Annotated in this window: 25 protein-coding genes and 1 other RNA gene; 11 read left to right on the top strand and 15 right to left on the bottom strand. The window is 62.7% G+C overall.

Annotated elements, in window-relative coordinates; all coding sequences use genetic code 11:
* Positions 1–11 precede the first annotated feature (11 nt).
* The 6 genes from ACVWZP_RS22080 to ACVWZP_RS22055 all read right to left on the bottom strand — a co-directional run bounded on the left by ACVWZP_RS22080 (position 12) and on the right by ACVWZP_RS22055 (position 7,261).
* On the bottom strand, positions 12–1,628 hold the full coding sequence (locus ACVWZP_RS22080) for an ABC transporter permease (protein WP_457370157.1): 1,617 nt from the start codon (positions 1,626–1,628) through the stop codon (positions 12–14).
* An 82-nt stretch (positions 1,629–1,710) separates the two neighbouring features.
* A complete protein-coding gene (locus ACVWZP_RS22075) occupies positions 1,711–2,715 on the bottom strand; it encodes an extracellular solute-binding protein (RefSeq protein ID WP_079444903.1) in 1,005 nt (334 codons plus the stop codon).
* A 158-nt stretch (positions 2,716–2,873) separates the two neighbouring features.
* Complete coding sequence (locus ACVWZP_RS22070; RefSeq protein WP_457370405.1) at positions 2,874–4,091, bottom strand: 2-octaprenyl-3-methyl-6-methoxy-1,4-benzoquinol hydroxylase; 1,218 nt, start codon at positions 4,089–4,091, stop codon at positions 2,874–2,876.
* An 85-nt stretch (positions 4,092–4,176) separates the two neighbouring features.
* Positions 4,177–5,364, bottom strand: coding sequence for a 2-octaprenyl-6-methoxyphenyl hydroxylase (ubiH, locus tag ACVWZP_RS22065; protein ID WP_046381698.1), 1,188 nt, complete (start codon positions 5,362–5,364; stop codon positions 4,177–4,179).
* Positions 5,361–6,683 carry a Xaa-Pro aminopeptidase gene (pepP, locus tag ACVWZP_RS22060; RefSeq protein WP_046381697.1) on the bottom strand — a complete coding sequence of 441 codons (1,323 nt, stop codon included), beginning with the start codon at positions 6,681–6,683 and terminating at the stop codon, positions 5,361–5,363. Before pepP ends, ubiH begins: the two co-directional genes overlap by 4 nt.
* Before the next feature lie 20 nt (positions 6,684–6,703).
* Positions 6,704–7,261 (bottom strand): YecA/YgfB family protein, encoded by a 558-nt coding sequence (locus ACVWZP_RS22055; RefSeq protein ID WP_017845110.1) that lies wholly within the window; start codon positions 7,259–7,261, stop codon positions 6,704–6,706.
* A gap of 137 nt (positions 7,262–7,398) precedes the next feature.
* Between ACVWZP_RS22055 and ACVWZP_RS22050 the strand changes: the two genes are divergently transcribed.
* The 4 genes from ACVWZP_RS22050 (at position 7,399) to ACVWZP_RS22035 (ending at position 8,818) form a co-directional block, all read left to right on the top strand.
* Complete coding sequence (locus tag ACVWZP_RS22050; protein ID WP_017845111.1) at positions 7,399–7,608, top strand: TIGR02449 family protein; 210 nt, start codon at positions 7,399–7,401, stop codon at positions 7,606–7,608.
* Positions 7,605–7,922, top strand: a complete 318-nt coding sequence (locus tag ACVWZP_RS22045) for a cell division protein ZapA (RefSeq protein ID WP_017845112.1) — start codon at positions 7,605–7,607, stop codon at positions 7,920–7,922. The genes ACVWZP_RS22050 and ACVWZP_RS22045 overlap by 4 nt, the downstream gene beginning before the upstream one ends.
* A gap of 30 nt (positions 7,923–7,952) precedes the next feature.
* Positions 7,953–8,131, top strand: a non-coding RNA gene (ssrS, locus tag ACVWZP_RS22040) — 6S RNA.
* Between the two features lie 57 nt (positions 8,132–8,188).
* Positions 8,189–8,818, top strand: coding sequence for a 5-formyltetrahydrofolate cyclo-ligase (locus tag ACVWZP_RS22035; RefSeq protein WP_457370404.1), 630 nt, complete (start codon positions 8,189–8,191; stop codon positions 8,816–8,818).
* Between the two features lie 7 nt (positions 8,819–8,825).
* Here ACVWZP_RS22035 and ACVWZP_RS22030 read toward each other — a convergent pair whose 3' ends face one another.
* Positions 8,826–8,975, bottom strand: coding sequence for a hypothetical protein (locus tag ACVWZP_RS22030; RefSeq protein WP_090234720.1), 150 nt, complete (start codon positions 8,973–8,975; stop codon positions 8,826–8,828).
* A 195-nt stretch (positions 8,976–9,170) separates the two neighbouring features.
* Here ACVWZP_RS22030 and ACVWZP_RS22025 point away from each other — a divergent pair, with 195 nt between their 5' ends.
* The 4 genes from ACVWZP_RS22025 (at position 9,171) to ACVWZP_RS22010 (ending at position 14,557) form a co-directional block, all read left to right on the top strand.
* Positions 9,171–9,620 carry an EVE domain-containing protein gene (locus ACVWZP_RS22025; protein WP_046381695.1) on the top strand — a complete coding sequence of 150 codons (450 nt, stop codon included), beginning with the start codon at positions 9,171–9,173 and terminating at the stop codon, positions 9,618–9,620.
* 139 nt (positions 9,621–9,759) lie between these two features.
* A complete protein-coding gene (locus ACVWZP_RS22020; RefSeq protein ID WP_046381694.1) occupies positions 9,760–10,725 on the top strand; it encodes an HlyD family secretion protein in 966 nt (321 codons plus the stop codon).
* Entirely contained in the window at positions 10,722–13,439 is a 2,718-nt protein-coding gene (gene rbbA / locus ACVWZP_RS22015; RefSeq protein WP_457370403.1) for a ribosome-associated ATPase/putative transporter RbbA, read from the top strand. Before ACVWZP_RS22020 ends, rbbA begins: the two co-directional genes overlap by 4 nt.
* Entirely contained in the window at positions 13,439–14,557 is a 1,119-nt protein-coding gene (locus ACVWZP_RS22010; RefSeq protein ID WP_057003992.1) for an ABC transporter permease, read from the top strand. Before rbbA ends, ACVWZP_RS22010 begins: the two co-directional genes overlap by 1 nt.
* Before the next feature lie 96 nt (positions 14,558–14,653).
* Here the strand turns inward: ACVWZP_RS22010 and ACVWZP_RS22005 are convergent, their stop codons facing one another.
* Positions 14,654–15,061: a flagellar basal body-associated protein FliL gene (locus ACVWZP_RS22005; protein ID WP_017845119.1), complete on the bottom strand. Its 408-nt coding sequence runs from the start codon at positions 15,059–15,061 to the stop codon at positions 14,654–14,656.
* Between the two features lie 150 nt (positions 15,062–15,211).
* Here ACVWZP_RS22005 and ACVWZP_RS22000 point away from each other — a divergent pair, with 150 nt between their 5' ends.
* Complete coding sequence (locus ACVWZP_RS22000; protein WP_017845120.1) at positions 15,212–16,198, top strand: NADPH:quinone oxidoreductase family protein; 987 nt, start codon at positions 15,212–15,214, stop codon at positions 16,196–16,198.
* Between the two features lie 105 nt (positions 16,199–16,303).
* On the opposite strand, the gene ACVWZP_RS21995 is transcribed toward ACVWZP_RS22000, so the two are convergent.
* The gene (locus ACVWZP_RS21995; protein ID WP_017845121.1) at positions 16,304–16,957 is read right to left on the bottom strand and encodes a gamma-glutamylcyclotransferase; all 654 of its coding nucleotides are present in this window, start codon (positions 16,955–16,957) and stop codon (positions 16,304–16,306) included.
* A 240-nt stretch (positions 16,958–17,197) separates the two neighbouring features.
* Here ACVWZP_RS21995 and ACVWZP_RS21990 point away from each other — a divergent pair, with 240 nt between their 5' ends.
* Positions 17,198–17,680 carry a hypothetical protein gene (locus tag ACVWZP_RS21990; protein ID WP_017845122.1) on the top strand — a complete coding sequence of 161 codons (483 nt, stop codon included), beginning with the start codon at positions 17,198–17,200 and terminating at the stop codon, positions 17,678–17,680.
* 38 nt (positions 17,681–17,718) lie between these two features.
* On the opposite strand, the gene ACVWZP_RS21985 is transcribed toward ACVWZP_RS21990, so the two are convergent.
* The 6 genes from ACVWZP_RS21985 to ACVWZP_RS21960 form a co-directional block, all read right to left on the bottom strand.
* On the bottom strand, positions 17,719–18,687 hold the full coding sequence (locus tag ACVWZP_RS21985; protein WP_017845123.1) for a CDP-6-deoxy-delta-3,4-glucoseen reductase: 969 nt from the start codon (positions 18,685–18,687) through the stop codon (positions 17,719–17,721).
* A complete protein-coding gene (gene ubiD / locus ACVWZP_RS21980) occupies positions 18,687–20,153 on the bottom strand; it encodes a 4-hydroxy-3-polyprenylbenzoate decarboxylase (RefSeq protein ID WP_046381692.1) in 1,467 nt (488 codons plus the stop codon). Before ubiD ends, ACVWZP_RS21985 begins: the two co-directional genes overlap by 1 nt.
* Before the next feature lie 59 nt (positions 20,154–20,212).
* Positions 20,213–22,195, bottom strand: coding sequence for an acyltransferase family protein (locus ACVWZP_RS21975; protein WP_457370156.1), 1,983 nt, complete (start codon positions 22,193–22,195; stop codon positions 20,213–20,215).
* A 155-nt stretch (positions 22,196–22,350) separates the two neighbouring features.
* The gene (gene rho, locus ACVWZP_RS21970) at positions 22,351–23,610 is read right to left on the bottom strand and encodes a transcription termination factor Rho (protein ID WP_017845130.1); all 1,260 of its coding nucleotides are present in this window, start codon (positions 23,608–23,610) and stop codon (positions 22,351–22,353) included.
* 234 nt (positions 23,611–23,844) lie between these two features.
* Positions 23,845–24,174, bottom strand: a complete 330-nt coding sequence (gene trxA / locus ACVWZP_RS21965; RefSeq protein WP_301555591.1) for a thioredoxin TrxA — start codon at positions 24,172–24,174, stop codon at positions 23,845–23,847.
* A gap of 121 nt (positions 24,175–24,295) precedes the next feature.
* Positions 24,296–24,991, bottom strand: coding sequence for a FadR/GntR family transcriptional regulator (locus tag ACVWZP_RS21960; RefSeq protein ID WP_079444908.1), 696 nt, complete (start codon positions 24,989–24,991; stop codon positions 24,296–24,298).
* 255 nt (positions 24,992–25,246) lie between these two features.
* On the opposite strand from ACVWZP_RS21960, the gene ACVWZP_RS21955 reads away from it, so the two are divergent.
* Positions 25,247–26,032 carry a transporter substrate-binding domain-containing protein gene (locus ACVWZP_RS21955; RefSeq protein ID WP_046381688.1) on the top strand — a complete coding sequence of 262 codons (786 nt, stop codon included), beginning with the start codon at positions 25,247–25,249 and terminating at the stop codon, positions 26,030–26,032.
* Positions 26,033–26,044 lie beyond the last annotated feature (12 nt).

Genomic DNA, 26,044 nt, shown 5'->3' with positions numbered 1-26,044 from the left:
AGGACTGGCACCTAACCGATTTGCCGAGCGGAACGTCGTATCAGCCCGACCACCGGCAACAGGCCCACCAGCACCAAGGTCAAGGCCGGCAATGACGCCCGCGCCCACTCCCCTTCACTGGTCATCTCAAAGATCCGCACCGCCAGGGTGTCCCAGCCAAACGGGCGCATCAGCAGGGTCGCCGGCATTTCCTTGAGTACATCGACGAACACCAGCAACGCTGCGCTCAGGGTGCCCGGCAGCAACAGCGGAAGATACACTTTGCAAAACAGTCGTGGACCGCTCACCCCAAGACTGCGCGCCGCTTCGGGCAACGATGGACGGATACGCGCCAGGCTGTTTTCCAGCGGCCCGTAAGCCACCGCCAGGAAACGCACCAGATACGCCAGCACCAATGCCGCCAAGCTGCCCAGCAACAAGGGCTTGCCCGCGCCACCGAGCCAGCCCGACAACGGCACCACCAGCTCACGGTCCAGGTAGCTGAACGCCAACATGATCGACACCGCCAGTACCGAGCCCGGCAAGGCATACCCGACGCTGGCCAGGCTGATGCCGGAACGAATTGCCCGGGTCGGCGCCAGGCGGTTGGCGAAGGCCAGTATCAGGGCCACGCTGACCGTGACCAGCGCCGCGATACCGCCCAGGTACAGGGTGTGGACGATCAGGCCGGTATAGCGCTCGTCCAGATCGAAACGGCCGCGCTGCCAGAACCAGGCGAGCAGTTGCAGCATCGGAATGACAAAGGCACAGGCAAACACCAGGCCGCACCAACCACTGGCCGCCGCCGCCTTCCAGCCGCGCAGGTGATACAGCGCCTTGCCGCGCGGCCGCTCATTGCTCGGCCGACTGGCACCGCGGGCACGACGCTCGCCGTAGAGCACCAGCATCACCACCAGCAGCAACAGGCTGGCCAGCTGGGCCGCGCTGGACAGGCTGAAAAAGCCGTACCAGGTCTTGTAGATCGCGGTGGTGAAGGTATCGAAGTTGAACACCGAGACCGCACCGAAATCCGCCAGGGTCTCCATCAGCGCCAGGGCCACGCCGGCGCCAATCGCCGGCCGCGCCATGGGTAGGGCCACGCGCCAGAAGGCTTGCCAGGGCGATTGCCCCAGCACGCGCGCCGCTTCCATCAAGCCCTTGCCCTGGGCCAGGAACGCCGTGCGCGCCAGCAGGTAGACGTAGGGATAGAACACCAGCACCAACACAATGACCACCCCACCGGTGGAACGCACGCGGGGCAGGCGCAAACCGCTGCCGAACGCGTCACGCAGCAGGGTTTGCACCGGCCCCGAGAAGTCCAGCAGGCCGACAAACACAAACGCCAGCACATACGCCGGGATCGCGAACGGCAGCATCAGCGCCCAGTCGAGCCAGCGCCGCCCGGGAAATTCGCAGAGGCTGGTCAGCCACGCCAGGCTCACACCCAGCAAGGTCACGCCGACGCCGACGCCGAGCACCAGGGTCAGGGTATTGCCCAGCAGGCGCGGCATCTGGGTTTCCCACAGATGGGACCAGATCTGCGCGTCGATGCTTTGCCAGGACAGCAACAGCACGCTCAGCGGCAGCAACACCAGGGCGGCGACGCTGAAGACCGGCAGGTACCAGCGGCGTTGGGCGGGGTGGGCCAAGAGCAAATTCCCTGGGAATGGATGATCTACAGACAGACACAAAACAGTGTGGGAGGGGGATTACTCCCTCCCACAGACACATTCAGTTCCAGCCGGCCCGATCCATCAGGCGAATCGCCTCGGCCTGGCGCTTGCCCGCCACTTCCACCGGCAAGGTGTCCGCCACAAACTTGCCCCAACTGGCCACTTCAGCCGACGGCGCCACCACCGGGTTGGCCGGGAATTCCTGATTCACGTCGGCAAAGATCTTCTGCGCCTCAGGCGTGGTCATCCATTCCACCAGCGCCTTGGCTGCTTCCGGGTGCGGCGCGTATTTGGTCAGGCCGATGCCGGACAGGTTCACATGCACGCCACGGTCGCCCTGGTTCGGCCAGAACAGCTTCACCGCCAGATTCGGCTTCTGCTTGTGCAGGCGGCCGTAGTAGTAAGTGTTGACGATGCCCACGTCGCACTGCCCGGCGTTGATCGCTTCGAGCACGGCGATATCGTCGGAGAACACATCGGTGGACAGGTTATTGACCCAGCCCTTGACGATTTCTTCGGTCTTGGCCGCGCCATGGGTTTCGATCAGGGTGGCGGTCAGCGACTGGTTGTAGACCTTTTTTGCCGTGCGCAGGCACAGGCGGCCTTCCCATTGTTTGTCGGCCAGGGCTTCGTAGGTGGTCAGCTCGCCCGGTTTCACCCGGTCGGTGGAATAGGCGAGGGTCCGCGCACGCAGGCTCAAACCGGTCCAGGCGTGGGTAGACGAGCGGTATTGCAGCGGAATATTGGCGTCGATCAGCTTGGAGGTGAACGGTTGCAGGATGCCCATCTGCTCGGCCTGCCAGAGGTTGCCGGCGTCGACGGTGAGCAGCAGGTCGGCGGTGGCGTTCTCGCCCTCGGCCTTGATGCGCTGCATCAGCGGGGCTTCCTTGTCGGTGATGAACTTCACCTGCACCCCGGTTTTCTGGGTGTAGGCGTCGAACACCGGCTTGATCAGTTCATCGATGCGCGAGGAGTAGACCACGACTTCGTCGGCCGCCTGCACGGTGGTGCTGCCGATGAGGGTGAGTGCCAGGGCAGTCAGGAGGCGCTTGGGTGCCGACATGGGTGCGGTCTCTCGTGAACAAAAGAGTACAAATGATAAGGACTCACATTTAGCATCTCAATCACTCACTCGAGTGAGGCGTTACGAGATGTTGCAAAGCCGCGTTCGGCACTGCGACGTATCGCCTCATCGCGGGCAGGCCCGGGCTGCAGGGTGTGTCAGGGCCTGGCCAGTTCCGGCAGATCCCCGCTCAAGCCAAGGGCCTGGCGCACGAAGATCGCCTTGGCTTCCGGCATCTGGTCGACCACCTTCAAGCCGGCATTGCGCAGCCAACGCAACGGCAGTTGGTCGGCCTGGAACAAGCGCTCAAAGCCTTCCATCGCTGCCATCAGCGCCAGGTTGTGCGGCATGCGTCGACGCTCGTAACGGCTCAGCACTTTCACATCCGCCAGGCGTTCGCCGCGTTCGCTCGCCGATAACAGCACCTCGGCCAGCACCGCCGCATCGAGAAAACCGAGGTTCACCCCCTGCCCCGCCAACGGATGGATCACGTGGGCCGCATCGCCGATCAACGCCAGGCCTTCGGCCACATAACGTTTGGCGTGGCGCTGGCGCAGGGGCACACACACACGCGGGTCGGCGCTGAGCACCGTGCCCAGGCGCCCTTCGAAGGCACGCTCCAGCTCACGGCAGAAGTTTTCCTCATCCAACGCCATCAGGCGCGCGGACTCAGCCGGCGTGGTCGACCAGACGATCGAACACCAGTCCTCCTGCCCATCCCGCACCAGCGGCAAAAACGCCAGCGGGCCGGTGTCGGTAAAGCGTTGCCAGGCGGTGCGCCGGTGCGGTTGGCTGCTGCGCACGCTGGTGACGATAGCGTTGTGCAAGTAATCCCATTCGCGGGTCGCGGTGCCGGTCAGACGGCGCACCGCGGAGTTGGCGCCATCGGCGGCGACCACCAGCGGCGCACGCAGTGTGCGGCCGTCGGCCAGGGTCAGCAGCCAGTCATCGCCGGAGCGGCGCATCTGTTCCAGGCGCGCATTGGCCAGCAGGCCCAGGTCGCAGTCGTGCAGGCGATCGAGCAAGGCATCCTGGACCACGCGGTTTTCGACGATATGCCCGAGCACTTCGGCATGCACGCTGGCCGCCGAAAAATGGATCTGCCCGGTGCCGCTGCCGTCCCACACCTGCATCTCGCCATACGGGCTGGCGCGCCGTGCGACGATACCATCCCACACGCCAAGGCGCTCAAGGATGCGCTGGCTGGCGGCCGACAAGGCGCTCACCCGCGGCTCGAAAGCCGCGTCACGCTCGAACGGCTTGACGCTCAGCGGGCTGCCGTCGAGCAGCAGCACCTGCAGGCCACTGCCCTGCAACGCCAGCGCAAGGGCGCTCCCGACCATTCCGGCCCCGACAATCAGCACATCTGCGCGCATATCCATGCTTTAAGCCTGTCTCGCTGGCGGCTTGCGCCGCACGTAAAGGGTTAATCTCATCCCGTCCCGAACGATGTAGTCGCGGCTACGCATCGGGACGCGTGCCCAGGCCCATGGCTTGACGGGCGAACCAGCGTTTCGCCGGCGGCAGCAGGTCGAGGCCCAGCAGGCCCATGTTGCGTCCCAGCGCGACCAGCGGCTGGGCGCTGCCGAACAGGCGCGTGACCTGATCGGAGAAACCCACGGTCAGCGTTTGATCCATGCGCTGCCGCTCGCGATATGCCTGCAAGGTCGCCAGGTCACCCGGCACCGCCGGCCCGGCCAGCAAGGCCTCGGCCAAGGCATTCGCATCGCGCAGGGACAGGTTGAAGCCCTGCCCGGCAATCGGGTGCAGGCTGTGGGCGGCATTACCGAGGATCGCCAGGTGCGAGCGCACTTGTTCTTCGGCTTCCACCAGGGTCAGCGGGTACAGATGCCGCGCACCGACCTGCTTCAAGGTGCCCAGGCGGTAGCCGAACACGCCCTGCAATTCACTGAGGAAACTGCGCTCATCCAGGTTGGCCAGGCGCTGGGCGTCCATACCGGCACGGGTCCAGACCAGCGCGCAGCGGTTGTCCGGCAGCGGCAGCAGGGCCATCGGGCCTTCATCGGTGAAGCGCTCGAAGGCTTCGCCGTTGTGGGCTTCGCTCGGGGTGATATTGGCGATCAGCGCGCTCTGGTTGTACGGGCGGGATTTCACGCCGATCCCCAGTTGCTCGCGCAGGCCGGAGCGACCGCCGTCGGCCAGCACCGCCAGGTCGCACTCCAGCACGGTTTCGTCGTTGAGGGTCAGGCGATAGCCATCGGGCAGCGGCTCCATGCGCGTGACTTCGGCCGGGCAACGCCAGCTGACCACGTCCTTATCCAGGCCTTGCCACAGGCATTGGCCGAGCCAGGCGTTTTCCACCACGTAGCCGAGGGCCGGCACGCCCTCTTCCATGGCGGATAAGCGCGCAGTGGAGAAGCGCCCGCGGTCCGACACGTGGATCTGCTTGATCGGCTCGGCGCGGCGGGAGATGGCCTGCCACAAACCCAGACGCTGATAGATCTGCCGCGCGCCATAGGACAGCGCCGAAGAGCGTGCGTCGTAGCTCGGCTGGTAGCTGTCGCCCGGTGCGAAGGGTTCGATCAGCAGGATCTTCCAGCCCCGCGCCTTGGCCCCGTCCTGCAGCGCCAACGCCAGGCTCGCGCCCACCAGGCCGCCGCCGATAATGGCCAGGTTGACCCGGCTCATCGGGCGGCCGCCATCAACGCTTCGATGTCGGCGACGGTCTTGGGCACGCCGCCGGTCAGAATGTCACAGCCTTGCTTGGTCACTACCACGTCGTCCTCGATGCGTACGCCGATGCCACGCCATTTCTTTGCCACGCTCTGGTTGTCCGGCGAAATATAGATCCCCGGCTCCACGGTCAACGTCATGCCGACCTCCAGCACACGCCATTCACCGCCCACTTTGTACTCGCCGACATCATGCACATCCATCCCCAGCCAATGGCCGGCGCGGTGCATGTAGAACGGTTTGTAGGCTTCGCCGGCGATCAGTTCGTCAACGTCCCCTTGCAGCAACCCCAGCCTCACCAGCCCGGCAGTGATGACCTGCACGGTGGCCTCATGGGCCTGGTTCCAATGCTTGTTCGGTGCAATCTCGGCGAAGGCGGCTTCCTGGGCGGCCAGCACGACTTCATAGATCGCCTGTTGCTCGGGCGAAAACTTGCCGTTGACCGGCCAGGTGCGGGTGATGTCGCTGGCGTAACAGTCGATCTCGCAACCGGCGTCGATCAGCACCAGGTCGCCGTCCTTGAGCAGCGCGTCATTCTGCTGGTAATGCAGGATGCAACTGTTGCGCCCGGCGGCGACGATGGAGCCATAGGCCGGCATCTTCGCGCCGCCTTTGCGGAACTCGTAATCCAGTTCGGCTTCGAGGCTGAACTCACGCAAGCCGGCGCGGCTGGCCTGCATGGCCCGCACGTGGGCGGCGCAGGAAATCCGCGCAGCTTCGCGCATCACCTTCACTTCCGCCGCCGATTTATACAGACGCATATCGTGGAGCAGATGATCCAGGGCAACGAATTCGTTCGGCGGCTGGGCGCCCAGGTGCGCTTTGGAGCGGATGATGTTGATCCACTCCATCAGGTGCCGATCGAACTCGGCATTGCTGCCCATCGCCGAATACACCCGGTCGCGGCCTTCGATCAGGCCGGGCAGGATGTCGTGGATATCGGTGATGGGGAAGGCATCGTCGGCGCCGAAATCACGGATCGCGCCTTCGGTACCGGCGCGCAAGCCGTCCCACAGTTCGCGCTCGGCATTACGTTCGCGACAGAACAGCACGTACTCGCCGTGCGGGCGACCGGGCATCAGCACGATCACCGCTTCGGGCTCGGGGAAGCCGCTCAGGTACTGGAAATCGCTGTCCTGGCGGTAGACATGTTCGACATCGCGATTGCGGATGGCCACCGCGGCGGCCGGCAGGATCGCGATACTGTTGGGTTCCATCTGCGCCATGAGCGCCTTGCGGCGACGGGTGTATTCCGCTTTCGGGATATGGATCATGGGCAGACGGGCTTCCTTTCTCAGTGCAGCGACGGCTTGGGGGTGGCCGGTTCAGCGGACTTCTTGGTCTCGGTGAACAGCAGCAGCGGCGCGACGCGCAGGTATTCCATGACTTCCATGTAGTCGCCTTCGCCGTCTTCGGATTCTTCCAGGGCATCTTGCACCTGGGAGATGGCCGCCAGGTCCTGCAGCACTTCCTTGGCGTCGGTGCTCAGCTCCAGGCCGCCGGCATTCACGCCAAAGCCATGGAGGAAGCCCTGGCACCATTGGCCCAGCGCGGCAGCACGTTCGGTGAGCGGTGCATCGTCGGTCGGCAGCAGCAGGACCACGGTGACGTCATCACCGGTCAGCTCGCCCTTGACCATTTCCTGCAAGCCGATCAGCGCGTTACGCACGTTCTCGGAGGGCTCGGTTTCCAGCAGTTCGGCCACATCGGCCAGCCAGTTGTCGGCGTCAAAGCCAACACCGGTGCAACTGCGGCCCAGCAACACGCCGTGCAGTTCGGCGGGCGAGCAAGGATGACCGCTGGAGCTCAGCAGTTTGGTAAAAGCGTCGTACGGGGAGTTCTGAATGGGCATGGTGAGCTAGGCGCCAGACGGCGCAATGTCTAGAATGAAGCGCTGTATCCTAGCACCGGCAGACGCACCAGACTATCAAGGGCGTCAGATCGTTTATCCTGCAGTTGCCATTCATCAGACAAATCCAGTGGAACCCAATGGAAGACACCGACCTGCAAGCGCTGATGGCCAGACTCGAATTGCTAATTGATCGGGTCGAGCAACTAAAGAGGCAAAACGGACTCCTATTAGCTCAGGAAAAGACCTGGCGCGAGGAACGCGCTCACCTCATTGAAAAAAACGAAATCGCCCGGCGTAAGGTCGAGTCGATGATTTCGCGCCTGAAGGCCCTGGAGCAAGACTCATGAGTTCAAGCAATAGCGTCACCGTGCAGATTCTCGACAAAGAATATTCGATCATCTGCCCCCAGGAAGAGCGCAGCAACCTGGTGAGCGCCGCCCGCTACCTGGACGGCAAGATGCGTGAAATCCGCAGCAGCGGCAAAGTGATCGGCGCCGACCGCATCGCCGTGATGGCTGCGTTGAATATCACCCACGATCTGCTGCATAAGCAGGAACGCCCGGACGTGCAGGCCAGCGGCTCGACGCGCGAGCAGGTACGTGACCTGCTGGAGCGTGTGGACCTGGCACTGTCCAACGATTCCGACACATCCAAGGGCTGATTGCCGCATCTGTTTAAGGTATACTCGCCCCACTCCCTGGCGTGCTTGCCAGTCGGCGATGTCCCGGAGCCGATTCGCACTACCCTGGAAGTTGCACGTTTGGCTGGTGTGCATGTCCGCTAGACGGAAAGCCTTAAAGCCTACTGCTTCTTCCACCTTGAACTTTCGGGTTCAAGGGCTTAGTCGACAGCGGTTCTGTCGGGGAGCCTGAATCCCAAACTCAATGCCAGTCCCAGGACTGGCATTGTTTTATGAGCCGAAAAACCATGACCGAACCTGCGCCGCTTTCCCGTCCGCAACTTCGACGCATGTTGCGCAACGCCCGCCGCGCACTCACGCCAAACGAGCAGCGAAAAGCCGCCCAAGGCGTGTATCGGCAACTGGCACAGCACCCGCTGTTTCGCCGGGCCAAGCATATTTCCCTGTATCTGCCGACGGACGGTGAAATCGATCCGCGCTTGCTGCTGCGTGCGGCTCAGCGGCGGGGCAAGGCCACTTACCTGCCGGTGCTCAGCGCCTGGCCACGGACCAAGATGGTGTTCCAGCGCGTTCGCCCCGGGGAGACGTTGCAGCCCAATCGCTTTCGCATTCTCGAACCACGGGTGAATGTTCGCCGCCAGCGCAAGGTCTTGGCGCTGGACCTGGTGCTATTGCCGTTGGTGGGGTTCGATGACGCGGGGGGACGGCTGGGCATGGGTGGCGGTTTTTATGACCGCAGCCTGGCTTACCTGGCGCGCCGCCAGCACTGGCGCAAGCCGACGCTGCTGGGCCTGGCCCATGAATGCCAGAAAGTCGAACGGCTGGTGCAGGCGAGTTGGGATGTGCCGTTGGCGGGCACCGTCACCGATAAGCAGTGGTATATCGCACAGGCGTCGCTGGAACCCGCGACGCCCTGAAGAAGGGTTAACGCTTGAACGGTTGTAGCGGCTGCTGGGTCAGTTCAACGGGCGCATCGGTCTTGTTCGACCATAAGCTTTGCGCATACCCGGTGGTCACGACGCCCAGACCAAACAAAATAACCAGTATCCATAGTAAATCCGGTTTGCGTTGCATCGATTGCCCCCCTTCAGGCACCTCGTACACGATGACAACAACGTTCCAAAGTAGTCCGTTGCAGCTGCGTCAAGCTTAAAATCCCGGCATTCTGCGTTAACGTGAACCAACACGCAAACCTTGACGCCAACCGACCGTCGGTTTGTCATGCAATTGCCCCACAACCTGTCCAACGCCTTTTTCAGGAGCCCCCCAATGGCCTACTGGCTGATGAAATCCGAGCCCGACGAACTCTCCATCACCGGCCTGGAACACCTCGGCGAAGCGCGATGGGACGGGGTTCGCAACTATCAGGCACGCAACTTTCTGCGTGCGATGGCGGTGGGCGATGAGTTTTTCTTCTACCACTCCAGCTGCCCCGAGCCTGGCATTGCCGGCATCGGCAAAATCGTCGTGGCGGCGTATCCCGACCCCACCGCGCTGGAACCTTCCAGCCACTATTTCGACGCCAAGGCCAGCCCGGACAAAAACCCGTGGAGCGCGATCGACGTGGCCCACGTCCAGACGTTTCCCAAGGTGCTCGGCCTGGGTTATCTGAAGCAGCAAACCGCCCTGGCCGAACTGCCCCTGGTGCAAAAAGGCAGCCGTCTGTCAGTGATGCCGGTGACCGCCGAGCAATGGTCGGCGGTCCTCGCGCTGGGCTGAACCGCAGAACCTTGCAGTCACGCGCCCGACGCATGCATCTGCAGCGCAACCGGGTTAGGCTTGCGCTTCATTTGACCCGCATCAAGCGCCCTCGGGCCGAACCCGTCAGACTAGGACGCTAACACCGCAGGAAGCATCTATGTCCACGAACCACCGCACCTCCCAGCTGTTTGCCACCCTCCTGATTGTGTTGCTGCTCGCCGCTGGCGGTTTCGGTTACTGGAAATCCACCCAGGACCGCCTGCCCGAAGGCTTGAGCATGGGTAATGGCCGCCTGGAATCCACCGAAGTGCAGATCGCCGCCAAGATCCCTGGGCGTCTGGAAGAAGTGCGGGTGGATGAAGGCGACAAGGTACTCAAGGGCCAACTGCTCGCGCGCATGGACACCCGCACTCTGGAAGCCCAGCGCGCCCAGGCCGAAGCCGAAGTGCTGCGGGCCAGGGAAAACCTCGCCGCCGCAGAGGCCAATGTGCAATTGCGTCAGAGCGAACAACTGCTTGCCCACCAGGAACTCCAGCGGACCCAGGAGCTGTACAAACGCGGCTTCGCCAGTGGCCAACTGATCGACCAACAGCAGGCCCGCCAGAACACCGGGAATGCGGCCGTGGTCGCCGCCCAGGCCCAGGTCAATTCGGCCAAGGCCGCCATCGGCGCCGCCCAGGCCCAGGTGGCGCAGCTCACCAGCGAAATCGACGACAGCAGCCTGCGCGCGCCCATCGACGGCATTATCCAGCTGCGCCTGGCCGAGCCGGGCGAAGTGCTCGGCGCCGGCGGGCGCGTATTGCTGCTGATCGACCCCGAGGATCAGTACATGAACCTCTACCTGCCCGCCTCGGTGACCGGCGCCCTGACCGTCGGCAGCGATGCGCGCATCCTCCTCGACGCGCTCCCCGGCCAATCGCTGCCGGCCAAAATCAGCTTCGTCGCGGCCAAATCGCAGTTCACCCCCAAAGAGGTGGAGACCCGCGATGAACGCCAGAAACTGGTATTCCGCGTCAAATTGCGCCTGACCCAACCCAGCGCCGTGCCGCAGGCCAAACCGGGCATGCCCGGCGCCGGCTACATTCGCACGGCTGACATCCCATGGCCGGCCAACCTGCAATGACCGATCTGGCGCTGCACGCCACCGGCATCCAGCACCGCTACGGCAAACAACAGGCGCTGGTCGATATCGCCTTCAGCTTGCCCGCCGGCACGCGCTGCGGGCTGATCGGCCCGGATGGCGCCGGCAAGTCGAGCCTGCTGGGCTTGATCGCCGGGGTTAAAAAACTCCAGGACGGCCAACTGGAGGTGCTCGGCGGCTCCATCGCCAACCGCCGCCACCGCAACAGCCTGTACCCGCGCATCGCCTTCATGCCTCAAGGCCTGGGCGGCAACCTGTACCCCGAACTGTCCATCCGCGAAAACATCCGCTTCTTTGCGACGCTGTTCGGCCTGTCCAAAGCCGATTGCGACCAGCGCATGCACAACCTGCTGCTGGCCACCGACCTCGAGCGCTTCGCCGAACGGCCGGCTGGCAAACTCTCCGGCGGGATGAAGCAGAAACTCGGCCTGTGCTGCGCGCTGATCCACGACCCGGACCTGCTGATCCTCGACGAGCCCACCACCGGGGTCGACCCGCTGTCCCGTCGGCGCTTCTGGGAGCTGGTCGAAACCGTGCGCAGCGAGCGCCCGCAACTGACGCTGCTGGTGGCCACGGCCTACATGGAAGAGGCCGAGCAGTTTGAACATTGCCTGATGCTCGACCGCGGCAAACTGATCGCCGACGGTTTGAGCAGTGAGCTGGCGGCAGTGACCCCCAGCGGCAAACTGGACGAAGCCTTCACCCACTTCCAGGGCGACAGCGCCCATGACAACCAGCCGCTGGTCATCCCGCCGCGCGCAGGCAACAACACCGATATCGCCATCGAAGCCCACGACCTGACCCTGCGCTTTGGCGACTTCACCGCCGTCGATAAAGTCAGCTTCGCCATCGGCCGGGGCGAGATCTTCGGTTTTCTCGGCTCCAACGGCTGCGGCAAGACCACCACCATGAAAGTCCTCACCGGCCTGATGCCGGCCACCGAGGGCAGTGCCACGTTGCTGGGCAACCCGGTGAACGCCAAGGACCTGGCCACCCGCAAGCGTGTGGGTTTCATGTCGCAGAGCTTTTCGCTGTATGGCGAACTCAGCGTGCTTCAGAACCTGGTGCTGCACGCGCAGTTGTTCGATTTGCCCAAGGTCGACAGCGGCAAGCGGATCGACGAGTTGATCCAGCGTTTCGACCTCAGCGAGGTGGCCGAACAGCCGTCGGGCGAACTGCCCCTCGGCTTGCGTCAGCGCTTGTCGTTGGCCGTGGCGGTGCTGCATCGTCCTGAAGTGCTGATCCTCGATGAGCCGACCTCGGGCGTCGACCCGGCGGCGCGGGATGACTTCTGGCGGCTGCTGATCGAACTGTCGCGCGAACAAGGGGTGACGATCTTTCTGTCCACGCACTTCATGAACGAAGCCCAGCGTTGCGACCGCATCTCCCTGATGCACGCCGGCAAGGTGCTCGCCTGCGACACGCCCGACGCGCTGCAGCAGCAATTCCACGGCGACACCCTCGAAGCCGCGTTCGTCACGTGCCTGGAGCAAGCCCAGGACGAGGCCGAACCTACCGCGCCCACCGCCACCGTCAGCGAAACCAGCGCGCCGCCGGTGAGCAAGCGCGGCTTCAGCCTGTCGCGCCTGCTGGCCGTGGCCAGCCGTGAAGGCAAGGAACTGCTGCGCGACAAGGTGCGTATGGCCTTCGCCCTGCTCGGGGCGATGTTCATGATGGTGATCTTCGGCTACGGCATTTCCCTGGACGTGGAAAACCTCGCCTTCGCCGTCTACGACCAGGACCAGACCCCGCAAAGCCGCGCCTACCTGGAGGCGTTTCGCGGCTCACGCTATTTCGCCGAACAAACGCCGATCCAGGATGCCAACGAACTGCACCGGCGCCTGCAACGTTCGGAAATCAAACTGGCCCTGGAAATCCCGCCCGGTTTTGGTCGTGACCTCTACGCCGGCCGCCAACCCAGCGTGGCGGCCTGGCTCGACGGCGGCATGCCGTTTCGCGCGGAAACCAGCCGGAACTATGTAGAAGCGGTCCACCAGGCCAACCTGCAGCAACTGGCCGAGCTGAGCAGCCAGCCGCAGAACAGCCAAGGCGCGGCCAAGCTCGAAACCCGCTTTCGCTACAACCAGGATGTGGTCAGTGTGAACGCCATCGGCCCAGGCGTGATGGCACTGATCCTCGCCTTCATCCCGGCGATGCTTACCGCCCTGGGCATCGTGCGCGAAAAGGAGCTGGGTTCGATCACCAACTTCTACGCCACGCCCCTGACCCGCCTGGAATTCCTGCTGGGCAAACAGACGCCGTACCTGGCCGTGAGCCTGATCAACCTGGCGGTGCTGGTCGCGATGAACCGCTGGCTGTTCGGCGTGCCGTTCAAGGGCAGCGGCCTGACCCTGGCGTTCGGCGGCCTGCTGTACGTGATCGCCACCACCAGCATGGGCCTGCTGATTTCCGCGTTCACCCGCACCCAGATCGCCGCGATCCTCGGCACCATGATCATCACCAGCCTGCCGACCATCCAGTTCTCCGGGCTGATCGTGCCGCGTTCGTCCTTGGAAGGTGCGGCGGCGGTGATGGGCACGCTGTTTCCGGCGGGGCACTTTCTCGATATTGCGGTGGGCACGTTCACCAAGGCCCTCGACCTGCGGCAACTGTGGCCGCAGTGCCTGGCGCTGTTCGGGTTTTTCCTCGGGTTTACCGGGCTTAGCCTGATCATGCTGAAGAAGCAGGAGGCTTGATGCATAAGTTCGCGCACATCCTGCGCCTGGGGATCAAGGAACTGACCAGCCTGCGCCACGACAGCGTGCTGCTGCTGTTTCTGTTCTACGCCTTCACGGTCGCGATCTACATGCCCGCGGCCGGCTCGGTGATTGGCGTACACAACGCCAGCGTGGCGTTTGTCGACGAGGACCACAGCGCGATCTCGCGGCAGATGGCCGAGGCGTTGCAGCCGCCCGAGTTCCAATCACCCGTGCCGTTGGCATATGACCAGTTGGATAAGGTCATGGACAGCGGCCAGTACACGTTCGTGATCAACGTACCGGCGAATTTCCAGGCCGACCTGTTGGCCGGTCGCGAGCCCGATGTGCAGGTGAACGTCGATGCCACGGCGATGAGCCAGGCGTTCATGGGCGCCGGCTACATCTCACGGATTTTCCAACGCGAGCTGCTGACCTACAGCGGCCAGGCCGACTCCGCCAGCAAAGCGCCGGCGCTGCTGACAACGCGGGCGCTGTTCAATACCAACCTGGAGGGCGGCTGGTTCCTCGCGGTCATCCAGATCGTCAACAACATCACCATCCTCGCCATCGTGCTCACCGGCACCGCGCTGCTGCGCGAGCGCGAACATGGCACCCTCGACCATTTGCTGGTGCTGCCGCTCACGGCGCTGGAAATCATGCTGGCGAAAATCTGGAGCAACCTGCTGGTGGTGGTGCTGTGTACCTGGGTGTCACTGGAAGTGGTGGTCAAGGGCATGCTCGGCGTGCCGCTGGCCGGGTCGCTGAGCCTGTTTCTGTTCGTGACCGCGCTGTACCTGTTTGCCAGCACCGCCCTGGGGATCTTCCTCGCCACCCTCGCCCGCTCGACGCCGCAGTTCGGCTTGCTGGCAATCCCAGTGATCATCCCGATGCTGTTGCTCTCCGGCGGCAGCACGCCGCTGGACAGCATGCCCGAATGGTTGCAGTGGGTGATGCAGGCCTCGCCGTCGACGCACTTTGTGAGCCTGAGCGCGGCGATCCTGTTCCGCGATGCGGGCATGAGCGTGGTGTGGCCGGACATGCTGGCGCTGGCGGGAATTGGCTTGCTGTTCTTTTTGGTGGCGCTGGCGCGGTTCCGCAAGAGCCTGGCGTCTTGAGGTGCCTGCCCGGCCGCTATCGCAGGCAAGCCTGCTCTCACAGGTGGAACACATTCCCTTGTGGGAGCGGGCTTGCTCGCGATCGTCGCGCCGTGACTATTGGATGATCAGGTTGTTGAACAACAGGTCTTCCACCACCGGCTTGCCGGTTTCGTCGTTCATCACTTGCTGGGTCTGCTTCAGGGCTTCCTGACGCAGTTTTTCCTTGCCCTCAACCGTGCTCATGGTCTCGTTGGTTTGCTGGGTGAACAGCGCCACCAGTTGATTACGAATCAACGCATCGTTGGCTTTGATGGCGGCGGCCGCGTCGGTGCCGGTCACACGCAGAGCGATATCGGCCTTGTACACCTTGAGCTTGGACGTACCGTCCAAGCCATAGTTGCCCACGAACGGCGGGGCCAGGCTGATATAGCTGACCTTCGGCGCCTCGCCTTCTTTCGCCTCTTGCGCCTGGGCTGCCATTGGCAAGGTCAGGGCCAGCATCAACAGAATCCACGCTTTCACAGTTCATTCCTCACATTCGGTAGCCCAGTAGCATAACGCTAGCAAGGCAGAGCACAAGCTTATGGCGACTTATCAGGCCCGGGCATGCTCGTTGACCCACGGGCATACCCTCCTACACTTATCGGCCACGACACCAAAAGGAATAGTCCGATGAAAGCTGTGCTGTGCAAAGCCTTCGGCCCCGCCGAAACCCTGGTGCTGGAAGACATCGCCAGCCCGGCGATCAAGAAGAACGAAATCCTGTTGGACGTGCATGCCGCCGGGGTCAACTTCCCGGACACGCTGATCATCGAAGGCAAGTACCAGTTCAAGCCGCCGTTCCCGTTCTCGCCGGGTGGCGAAGCGGCGGGCGTGGTCAGTGAAGTGGGGGAAAAGGTCAGCCACCTGAAGGTTGGAGACCGCGTGATGGCCCTGACCGGCTGGGGCAGTTTTGCCGAGCAGGTCGCGGTGCCCGGCTATAACGTGCTGCCGATCCCGCCCAGCATGGGCTTCAACACCGCCGCCGCGTTCAGCATGACCTACGGCACCTCGATGCATGCGCTGAAACAACGGGCCAACCTGCAGCCCGGCGAAACCTTGCTGGTCCTCGGCGCCTCCGGCGGCGTGGGCCTGGCTGCCGTGGAAATCGGCAAGGCCATGGGCGCCCGGGTCATCGCCGCCGCCAGCAGCGCCGACAAACTGGCGGTGGCCAAGGCCGCCGGCGCCGATGAGCTGATCAACTACAGCGAAGCCAGCCTGAAAGATGAGGTCAAGCGTCTGACCGACGGGAACGGCGCCGACGTGATCTACGACCCGGTGGGCGGCGACTTGTTTGACCAGGCCATCCGCGCCATCGCCTGGAACGGCCGCCTGTTGGTGGTGGGTTTTGCCAGCGGGCGCATTCCGGAGCTGCCGGTGAACCTGGCGCTGCTCAAGGGCGCGGCCGTGGTCGGAGTGTTCTGGGGCGCGTTCGCCCAGCGCCAGCCGCAGGACAATGCGGCGAACTTCCAGCAGCTGTTTGGTTGGTATGCCGAGGGCAAGTTGAAACCGCTGGTGTCGCAGGTGTATCCGCTGGAACAGGCAGCCCAGGCGATCAATGACCTGGGGCAGCGCAAGGCGGTGGGTAAGGTGGTCGTGCAAACCCGCCTGCCGAGGTGAAATGCGCTTGAATGTGGGAGGGGCGGTGTCCTCGACCATCACCTGTCTATTCGCGACATGTTCGTAAAGAACATGCATTTGCTCATATTTCCTGCGTTTGGCGCGTTAATCGCCTGAGCAATCCTTGGCACAACGCTTGAGCCGCGCCTCCAGGTTTTTGTCTGGCATGGCGTGGCTGCGCAGGGCGTTGACGGTCTGCTCGACATAATCGCGCGTCGTGCCGTAACGCCCGCAAGCGCTTTGCAGCACGTGGCTGAGCACGATGTCGGGCAGATTGCCAGCGTAGCTCGGCAGGTGCCGCTCCAATACAAACCCCAATGCCTGCACCCGACTGCCATCTTCCAGACGGCAACTGAGCCAGTGCGGCCGATAGGAGGGGTAAGGCATTTCGCGCTGCCACAAGGCGTACAGCGAGGCTTCTAACTGATCTTCCGGCAGGCGGTAGGCAAACCCGCTGCACGAGCCGCCACGATCCAGGCCGAACACCAACCCGGGCAACTCCGGCGTACCCCGATGCTCGTGGGACCACAGGTACAAACCACGGTGATAGCCATGGACTCGCGCCCGAACCCGCTCGGTCGATGAACATTCCGGCCGCCAGATCAGCGAACCGTAAGCGAATAGCCAGACCGGCCCGCCCTTATGCCGGGCCATGGTGGCCTGCATCGAGTTCATCAACTGTTCGTGCGTGAGTTGCGGTCCCAGATCGAGCCGCGGAGGGTAAGCCAATTGCAAAAGATCGGATTCGATGGCGGTCATGGCGAAAAGTGGCTCGCCTCCTATGTGTTACCAATTGTTAGCAACTCTACCGTAATAAAACGCGCTGCTGTGACCATACGGCAAAAAAGTACAATAGGCTGAACGACCACCGCATTCTCCAGAAGCAATCCCAGTATTTTCAGCTCCGGTTCAGCCCGGCAAAGCGCTTGACCGTCAAAATAGCGCAGCTGGCACGACTCAGTCGGTCACCCCTCACACCGATTACTCGAGGTCGCACCTATGAAAAAATTACGATTGCCGGGCCTGCTGCTCCTGGCCCAGGCCACCACCGCTCTCGCTGTCGAAACCCCGCCCGTCGACGATGACAAGGGCTTCTGGTATGCGCAGACCAGCGTCTACACCCGGCACTTCTCCCCCGACCCGGACCACAACAACAACCAGGATTTGCTTGGCCTGGAGCGCAATGAAGCGTCAGGTTTGGTGTATGGGGCGGCGACGTTCCGCAACTCGTTCAGCCAACGCTCGTACTACGTCTACGCGGGCAAACGCTATGACATGACCGACTATCCGGTGTATCTGAAACTGACCGGCGGGGCGATCCAGGGCTATCGCGGCAAGTACCGCGACAAAATCCCGTTGAACCGTTTCGGCGTGGCGCCGGTGATCATACCGTCCGTGGGCACCCATTACGGGCCGGTGGCGGCGGAGTTGGTGCTGCTGGGGTTCAATGCGGCGATGATCACGACCGGCGTGCGTTTCTGACAGCAACGCCAGCTCCTCCACCAGAGCCGGCGCAGGTTTCAGGGCCGCGGGGCGTAGGCGAATACGTCGGCGCGCATCTGGTGTGCATCCATGCCCGCAGCCACCAGCGCATCCAATGTGCCGTAGATCATCGCCGGTGAACCGCTGGCGTAGACATGCACGCCTTTGAGGTCGTGGATGTCTTCGCACACCGCTTCATGCAACAGCCCACAGCGTCCTTCCCAGCCGCACAGGTCACTGACCACTTTGTGCAAGAACAGGTTGGGCAGCTGCAGCCATTGATCCCAATGCTCGATCTCGTAGAAATCTTCCGGACGCCGCACGCCCCAATACAGATGCACCGGGTGTTTGAAGCCGGTGGCGCGGCAGTGCTCGATCAGGCTGTGCATCTGCGCCATGCCGGTGCCCGCAGCGATCAGCACCAACGGCCCATCGGGCAGCTCGGCCAGGTGGGTATCGCCAAACGGCAGCTCAATGCGGGCCATCCGGTTGCGCTGCAATTGCTCGATCAGATTGCGCGCGCTGTCCTCGCGGGCCAGCACGTGCAGTTCCAGTTCGCGTCCGGCGTGGGGCGCCGAAGCCAGGGAAAACGCCGACTTCTCGCCGTTATCCCGTTCAATCATCAGGTATTGCCCGGCGTGGTAACGCACGGCCTTGCCGGCCGGGGCGAGCAAGCGCACGCGCCATACATCGCCACCGACTTGCACGCATTCACTCACTTGGCACGACAACTTGCGCAACGGCAACTCTCCCGGCGCCAGCACGCCATCCCACAACACCACACAATCCTCCAGCGGCTCGGCGATGCAGGTGTAGAACTCCCCGTGGTCGCGTATTTCACCGGACTGCCGCACCCGGCCGTCCACCAACAGCGCCGCGCACACATGGCACACGCCATTGCGACAGGCTTGCGGGCATTCGTAGCCCAGGCGGCGCGCACCTTCGAGGATTCGCTCACCGGGGACCAGCTCCAATACGGCGCCGGAAGGTTGCAGGGTCACACGCATCAATCTATTCCCAACTCTTTCCAGATCGCATCGACACGCGCCGTCACGGCTTCGTCCTTGACGATCACCCTGCCCCACTCGCGGGTGGTCTCACCCGGCCATTTGTGCGTGGCATCCAGGCCCATCTTCGAGCCCAGGCCCGAGACCGGCGAGGCGAAGTCGAGGTAGTCGATCGGCGTGTTGTCGATCATCACCGTGTCGCGCTTGGGGTCCATGCGCGTGGTGATGGCCCAGATCACGTCGTTCCAGTCACGGGCGTTGATGTCGTCGTCGGTGACGATAACGAACTTGGTGTACATGAACTGTCGCAAAAACGACCACACGCCGAGCATGACCCGCTTGGCATGGCCTGGGTACGACTTCTTCATGGTCACGATGGCCATGCGGTACGAACAGCCTTCCGGCGGCAGGTAGAAGTCGGTGATTTCCGGGAACTGCTTCTGCAGGATCGGCACGAACACTTCGTTCAGCGCCACACCGAGAATCGCCGGCTCATCCGGCGGACGGCCGGTGTAGGTACTGTGGTAGATCGGCTTGATCCGATGAGTGATGCGCTCGACGGTGAACACCGGGAAGCTGTCGACTTCGTTGTAGTAGCCGGTGTGGTCGCCGTAGGGGCCTTCGTCGGCCATTTCGCCGGGGTGGATCACGCCTTCGAGGATGATTTCCGCGGTGGCCGGCACTTGCAGGTCGTTGCCACGGCACTTCACCAACTCGGTGCGGTTGCCGCGCAGCAGGCCGGCGAAGGCGTATTCGGACAGGCTGTCCGGCACCGGGGTCACGGCGCCGAGGATGGTGGCCGGGTCGGCGCCCAGGGCCACGGAGACCGGGAACGGCTTGCCGGGGTGCTTTTCGCACCATTCACGGAAGTCCAGCGCGCCGCCGCGGTGGCTCAGCCAACGCATGATCACCTTGTTGCGGCCGATCACTTGCTGACGGTAGATGCCGAGGTTCTGGCGATCCTTGTTCGGGCCCTTGGTGACGGTCAGGCCCCAGGTGATCAGCGGGCCGACATCGCCGGGCCAGCAGGTCTGCACCGGCAGCATGCCCAGGTCGACGTCATCACCTTCGATGACCACTTCCTGGCACACCGCGTCCTTGACCACCTTGGGCGCCATGGCAATGATCTTGCGGAAGATCGGCAGCTTCGACCAGGCGTCCTTCAAGCCCTTGGGTGGCTCGGGCTCCTTGAGGAACGCCAGCAACTTGCCGATCTCGCGCAATTCGCTGACCGACTCGGCGCCCATGCCAAAGGCCACGCGATCGGGGGTGCCGAACAGGTTGCCGAGCACCGGGATATCAAAACCGGTCGGGTTCTCGAACAGCAGCGCCGGGCCCTTGTTGCGCAGGGTACGGTCGCAAATCTCAGTCATTTCCAGCACCGGCGAAACCGGCACGTGGATGCGTTTCAACTCTCCGCGCTGCTCAAGTTGCTGCACGAAATCCCGAAGATCCTTGAATTTCATTAACCATGCCACCCGTAAAATAGGCGTACATCCTACCTGCTCTGAGGACGGCTGGCAGCTTAATTGGCCGTCAGCCCCCGTGATTGCAGCGAACGGAACAGCGGTTCCAGGAACGCCTGGACGTGTCGCGCGCCGACGTCGGAGAGGTGGTTATCGTCGGTGTACAGCGCGCGGCCGTCGAGCTCGACCCGGCACAGGCCGTCGGCGCCGCACAGCAGGGGCGCGGGGTCCAGCACGGTGACGCCACTGTCGGCGGCGGCCAGTTCGTCAAACAGTCGAGTGATAAAGGCCTGGCGCTTCTCGTGCTCCGCCACGGGGAGCCCTTCGCCGTCCACCGGCCGGTGCATCATGGCCAGGCGACTGAGGCGGTACGGCACGATGATTTCCTGCAGCGGTGCTTCCTTGATCAGCCACACATGGTGCCCGGCGGCGCGCAGCCCCTGGATGCGTTCACGCAGGCCCTGTTCGAAACGCTGCTCGGCCACGGCACGCACGTACTTGCCGGTGCCCGGGTCTTTGAGCGCATGTTCCTTGTCGCCCGATATCTGCCCATAGAGGTACAGGCTCCAGCGCGCCGCCAGCACCACATCGCTGAACGACTGTGCGGCCAGGGCCTGCTCGACGCGCTGGTTGAAATGCGCGCACTGGGTGATGTTCTCCAGACCGTCCAACGGTACGCAACCGGCGAAACTGGCCTGGACCAGACTGATATCGTGCCGTTTGGCCGCATCCTTCAGCGCCGGAATCAATGCGGTGGCGTGGCTGTCGCCCCAGACCAGCGCGGACACCGAGTGGCTTTGTGGGCCGAAATGGCAGAACAGCCGCTCATCCGGGGTGTTCTTGTCCGCCAGGCAGGCCGTCAGCTCCGGGCTCCACTTCTTCGCCTGGGCATAACGCAATGCCTGTTCGGAAAGGCGCCACGGCACGCCATCGGCTTCCCGCAATGCCAGGCCAGTAAGGCCGAGGCACAAAATGCCGGCCGCGGCGCCAGCCAGGATCGCCTTGCGCCCGGCCAGCAGACGTTTTTCCCGGAATGGCGCCTCCACGAAGCGCCAGGACAAATAACCCAGCACCAGGCTCAGCAGCATCAACCCGGCCAATTCAGCCACGCTCAAGCCATCAACCGCTGCGTAGTTGGCGTACACGAACACCGGCCAATGCCACAGGTACCAGGAATAAGAAATAAGCCCCAGGCCCACCATCAGCCGCGAACTCAGCAGCCGCCCGACCCAGGTGGCTTGCTGCCCATTGGCCCAGATCAACCCGACCACGCCCAGCACCGGCAGCAAAGCGGCCGCGCCAGGGAACGGTGTATGCCGGTCGAAACCGAATATGGCGGCCAGGATCAATGCCAGGGAAGCCAGGCTGACCGCTTGCGCCAGGGGCGGCGAGGCGCGCCACTCAACCTTCGGCATGACCGCCAGCATGGCGCCGGCCAGCAATTCCCAGGCACGCATATGCAGCAGGTAGAAGGCTTTCTGCGGCTGATGGGAAACCGCCCAGACACTCATGCCAAACGACACCAGCAGCACCGCGAACAACGCCAGGCGCCAGTGTTTCAAACGGCTTGAAAGCAGGGCCAGCAGCAGCGGGAACAGGATGTAGAACTGCTCCTCCACCGCCAGCGACCAGGTGTGCAGCAAGGGCTTGATGTCGGAGGCAGCATCGAAATAACCGTGCTGGCGTGAAAACAGCAGGTTAGAGGTGAAGATCACCTGGTAGTGCGCCGACCGCCCCAGCTCTTCATAGTCCTTGGGCGCCAGCAAAAACCAGCCCACGGCCAGTGTCGCGGCCATCATCACGAACAACGCCGGCAAGATACGCCGGGCACGGCGCGCCCAGAAGCCCACGAAACTGAAACGCCCGGCCTGGCGTTCGCGCCAGATGATCGAGGTAATCAGGAAGCCGGAAATCACAAAAAAAACATCGACCCCCACAAAGCCGCCAGTAACACCCGGAACGCCAAAGTGGAACAGCACGACTGCGAGGACAGCGACAGCACGCAAGCCATCAATGTCTCTTCGGTAAGCAAGAATGGTCATAAATCCAGAGTCAGCCAGAAACGAATGGGAACGAGCGTAGCCTCGCTCATCCTTTTGTTTCTTAACTGACACTTTAAGCGCTCAAACCTCCCTTTCTAGATACAAAAAAAATGGCGCCCCGAAGGACGCCATTTTTTTGGACCTGAAACGTCGTATTACTTACGCTTCATCGACAGGAAGAACTCGTCGTTGGTCTTGGTGGTTTTCAGCTTGTCGATCAGGAACTCGATGGCCGCGACTTCATCCATCGGGTGCAGCAGCTTGCGCAGAATCCACATGCGCTGCAGTTCGTCGTCGGCTGTCAGCAACTCTTCACGGCGGGTGCCGGAGCGGTTGATGTTGATCGCCGGGAACACACGCTTTTCAGCGATACGACGGTCCAGGGGCAGTTCCATGTTGCCGGTACCCTTGAACTCTTCGTAGATCACTTCATCCATCTTCGAGCCGGTTTCAACCAGCGCGGTGGCGATGATGGTCAGCGAGCCGCCTTCTTCGATATTCCGCGCCGCGCCGAAGAAACGTTTCGGTTTCTCCAGGGCGTGGGCATCGACACCACCGGTCAATACCTTGCCGGAGCTCGGGATCACGGTGTTGTAGGCACGGGCCAGACGGGTGATGGAGTCGAGCAGGATCACCACGTCTTTCTTGTGTTCGACCAGGCGCTTGGCCTTCTCGATCACCATTTCGGCAACCTGCACGTGGCGGGTTGGCGGCTCATCGAACGTCGAGGCAACCACTTCGCCGCGCACGGTGCGCTGCATTTCGGTCACTTCTTCCGGACGTTCATCGATCAGCAGCACGATCAGGTGAACTTCAGGGTTGTTACGTGCGATGTTCGCTGCAATGTTCTGCAGCATGATGGTCTTACCGGCTTTCGGCGGTGCGACGATCAGGCCGCGCTGGCCCTTGCCGATCGGGGCGCACAGGTCGATCACACGACCGGTCAAGTCTTCGGTGGAACCGTTGCCGGCTTCCATCTTCATTCGCACGGTCGGGAACAGCGGGGTCAGGTTCTCGAAGAGAATCTTGTTTTTCGCGTTCTCTGGACGATCGAAGTTGATCGTGTCGACCTTGAGCAGGGCGAAATAACGCTCGCCTTCCTTCGGAGGACGGATCTTGCCAACGATGGTGTCACCGGTGCGCAAGTTGAAGCGGCGGATCTGGCTCGGCGAGACGTAGATATCGTCTGGGCCGGCGAGATAGGAAGCGTCTGCAGAGCGGAGGAAGCCGAAGCCGTCCTGGAGAATCTCCAGCACGCCATCACCGGAGATTTCCTCGCCGCTTTTCGCGTGCTTTTTGAGCAAGGAGAAAATCACGTCCTGCTTGCGCGAACGGGCCATATTTTCTATGCCCATCTGTTCGGCCAATTCGAGCAGTTCGGTAATCGGCTTTTGCTTGAGTTCAGTCAGATTCATATAGGAATGACGTAATCATTTATGGAGGGGGGAAATTAAGCTTTTGGCTTAATGAGGCCGCGCCGCAGAGAAGGCGACAGGATCGCGTACTAATCGAAAAGGAATGCGTCGGCGACGGCTTGCAGGGGGCAGTGGAGAAACCAGTGCGGGGCCGAATGTACCACCTGAGTTTCGGAGCGTCTAGCCCTGTTTCACGAAAAAGCCCCGCAATTTGCGGGGCCTTTTTGACGGCGCTTAGAGGTTCACGTCGATGAATGCCTTCAACTGGGACTTCGACAGCGCGCCCACTTTGGTCGCTGCGACTTCGCCGTCCTTGAACAGCATCAGGGTCGGAATACCACGCACGCCATGCTTGGTCGGGGTTTCCTGGTTTTCGTCGATGTTCAGCTTGGCAATGGTCAATTTGCCGTCGTACTCGGCTGCAATGTCGTCCAGAACCGGAGCGATCATTTTGCAAGGGCCACACCATTCAGCCCAGTAGTCAACCAGCACCGGGCCAGCAGCCTTGAGTACTTCGGCCTCAAAGGTCGCGTCGGTGACGTGCTTGATAAGATCGTTGCTCATGGATGTCTCCGGATTGTAAGCAAAAAAAACGTGGCCCATCATAGCTGCCCTTCCCTCGTTCAGGAAGCCGCCTCTGATTGAGTCTTGCTATGGTGGCGCATGAGTTTGGGTATCGCCTCGCTCACGGCGCTACGGGAGTCACGAAAGCAATCCCGGTGCGCAACGCCGCATTACGTACATGTTCCTGCATGGTTTTCTGCGCCGCCGCGCTCGCGCGCCGGGCCAGGGCGCGCAAGACTCTGCGGTGCTCCTGCCAGGTTTCCATGGCCCGCTCTGGCCGGATGAACGGTAGCTTCTGGCTCTCCAGGAACACCTCGGCGCTGGCACTCAGGATGCTGACCATCGCCTGGTTGCCGCTGGCGAGGAGGATGCGCTGGTGGAATTCGAAGTCCAGCCGCGCGGCCGCTTCGAAGTCGCCGGCCTTGAGCACCTTGCGCATGGCTTCGACATTCTCTTCCAGGCTATCCAGTTCATCAATGCTCAGCGTAACGGCCGCCAACCCTGCCGCAAACCCTTCCAGGGCATAGCGCAACTGGAAGATATCCAGCGGCGTCGCCTGGGCCGCGAAGGGCCACGCAAACCCCGGCGGCTCCTGTGCCTCTTGCACGAACACGCCTTTGCCCGGCTGCACGCTGACCACCCCCAAGGCACTCAGGGACGACAACGCTTCGCGCAATGACGCCCGGCTCACGCCCAACTGCAGCGCCAGGTCGCGCTGGGACGGCAGTGCGTCGCCCGGCCCGAAGCCTTGCTCCTTGATCAGTTTGCGGATGGCCTGCAAGGCCGCTTCCGGTACCGCTTGGGCGATGGAATTCATAAAAAACTCAAGGTTCCAGACAACTGAGCGGCTAGTTGTAAAGCTATTCGTGCCCGGCGGCAAGCCACGCCCCAAAGGGGCTCGCGCGCTTTGGGCGGCGCTCGAAAAAGGTGCGAAAGCCACGCTCACTGTTCAGACCAGTAAGACCACCGAAGCTCAACAAATCCCGGCCTTGCAGACGAACCGAGCCGGGATGGCATGGGCTGTGCACTGGGCAAAAACAGAATGCCCCTTCGCCCTTCTCGGAGAGTTCCCATGACCAAGCGCTACAGCGCCCTGCTCACCGCCCTGTTTGCCAGCCTGATGCTGAGCCAGGCACCCGCCCAGGCCAACGGTCTGGACGATATCGTTGCCCGCGGCACCTTGAAGGTCGCCGTGCCCCAGGACTTCCCGCCGTTCGGCTCGGTCGGCCCCGACATGAAACCACGCGGCCTGGACATCGACACCGCCAAGCTGCTGGCCGACCAGCTCAAGGTCAAACTGGAGCTGACCCCGGTCAACAGCACCAACCGCATCCCATTCCTCACGACCGGCAAGGTCGACCTGGTGATTTCCAGCCTGGGCAAGAACCCCGAGCGGGAAAAGGTCATCGACTTCTCCAAGGCCTACGCGCCGTTCTACCTGGCCGTGTTCGGCCCGCCTGACGCCGCCATCAGCAGCACCGACGACCTCAAGGGCAAGACCATCAGCGTGACCCGCGGCGCCATCGAAGACATCGAGCTGACGGCCGTCGCGCCCAAGGAAGCCACGATCAAGCGCTTCGAAGACAACAATTCGACCATCGCCGCCTACCTGGCCGGCCAGGTCGACCTGATCGCCAGCGGCAACGTGGTGATGGTTGCGATCAGCGAGCGCAGCCCGAAACGCGTGCCAGCGCTGAAAGTGAAGCTCAAGGATTCGCCGGTGTACGTGGGCGTGAACAAGAACGAGCCGGCGCTGCTGGAGAAGGTCAACCAGATCCTGGTGGCGGCCAAGGCTGACGGCAGCCTGGAAAAGAATGCAATGCAGTGGCTGAAAGAACCTCTGCCTGCTGATCTCTGAAGCCCGCGACGG

Source organism: Pseudomonas sp. TE36184, from assembly GCF_054060055.1.
The sequence above is the reverse complement of the archived record's forward strand: the minus strand, read 5'-3'. Positions and strand labels throughout refer to the sequence as shown.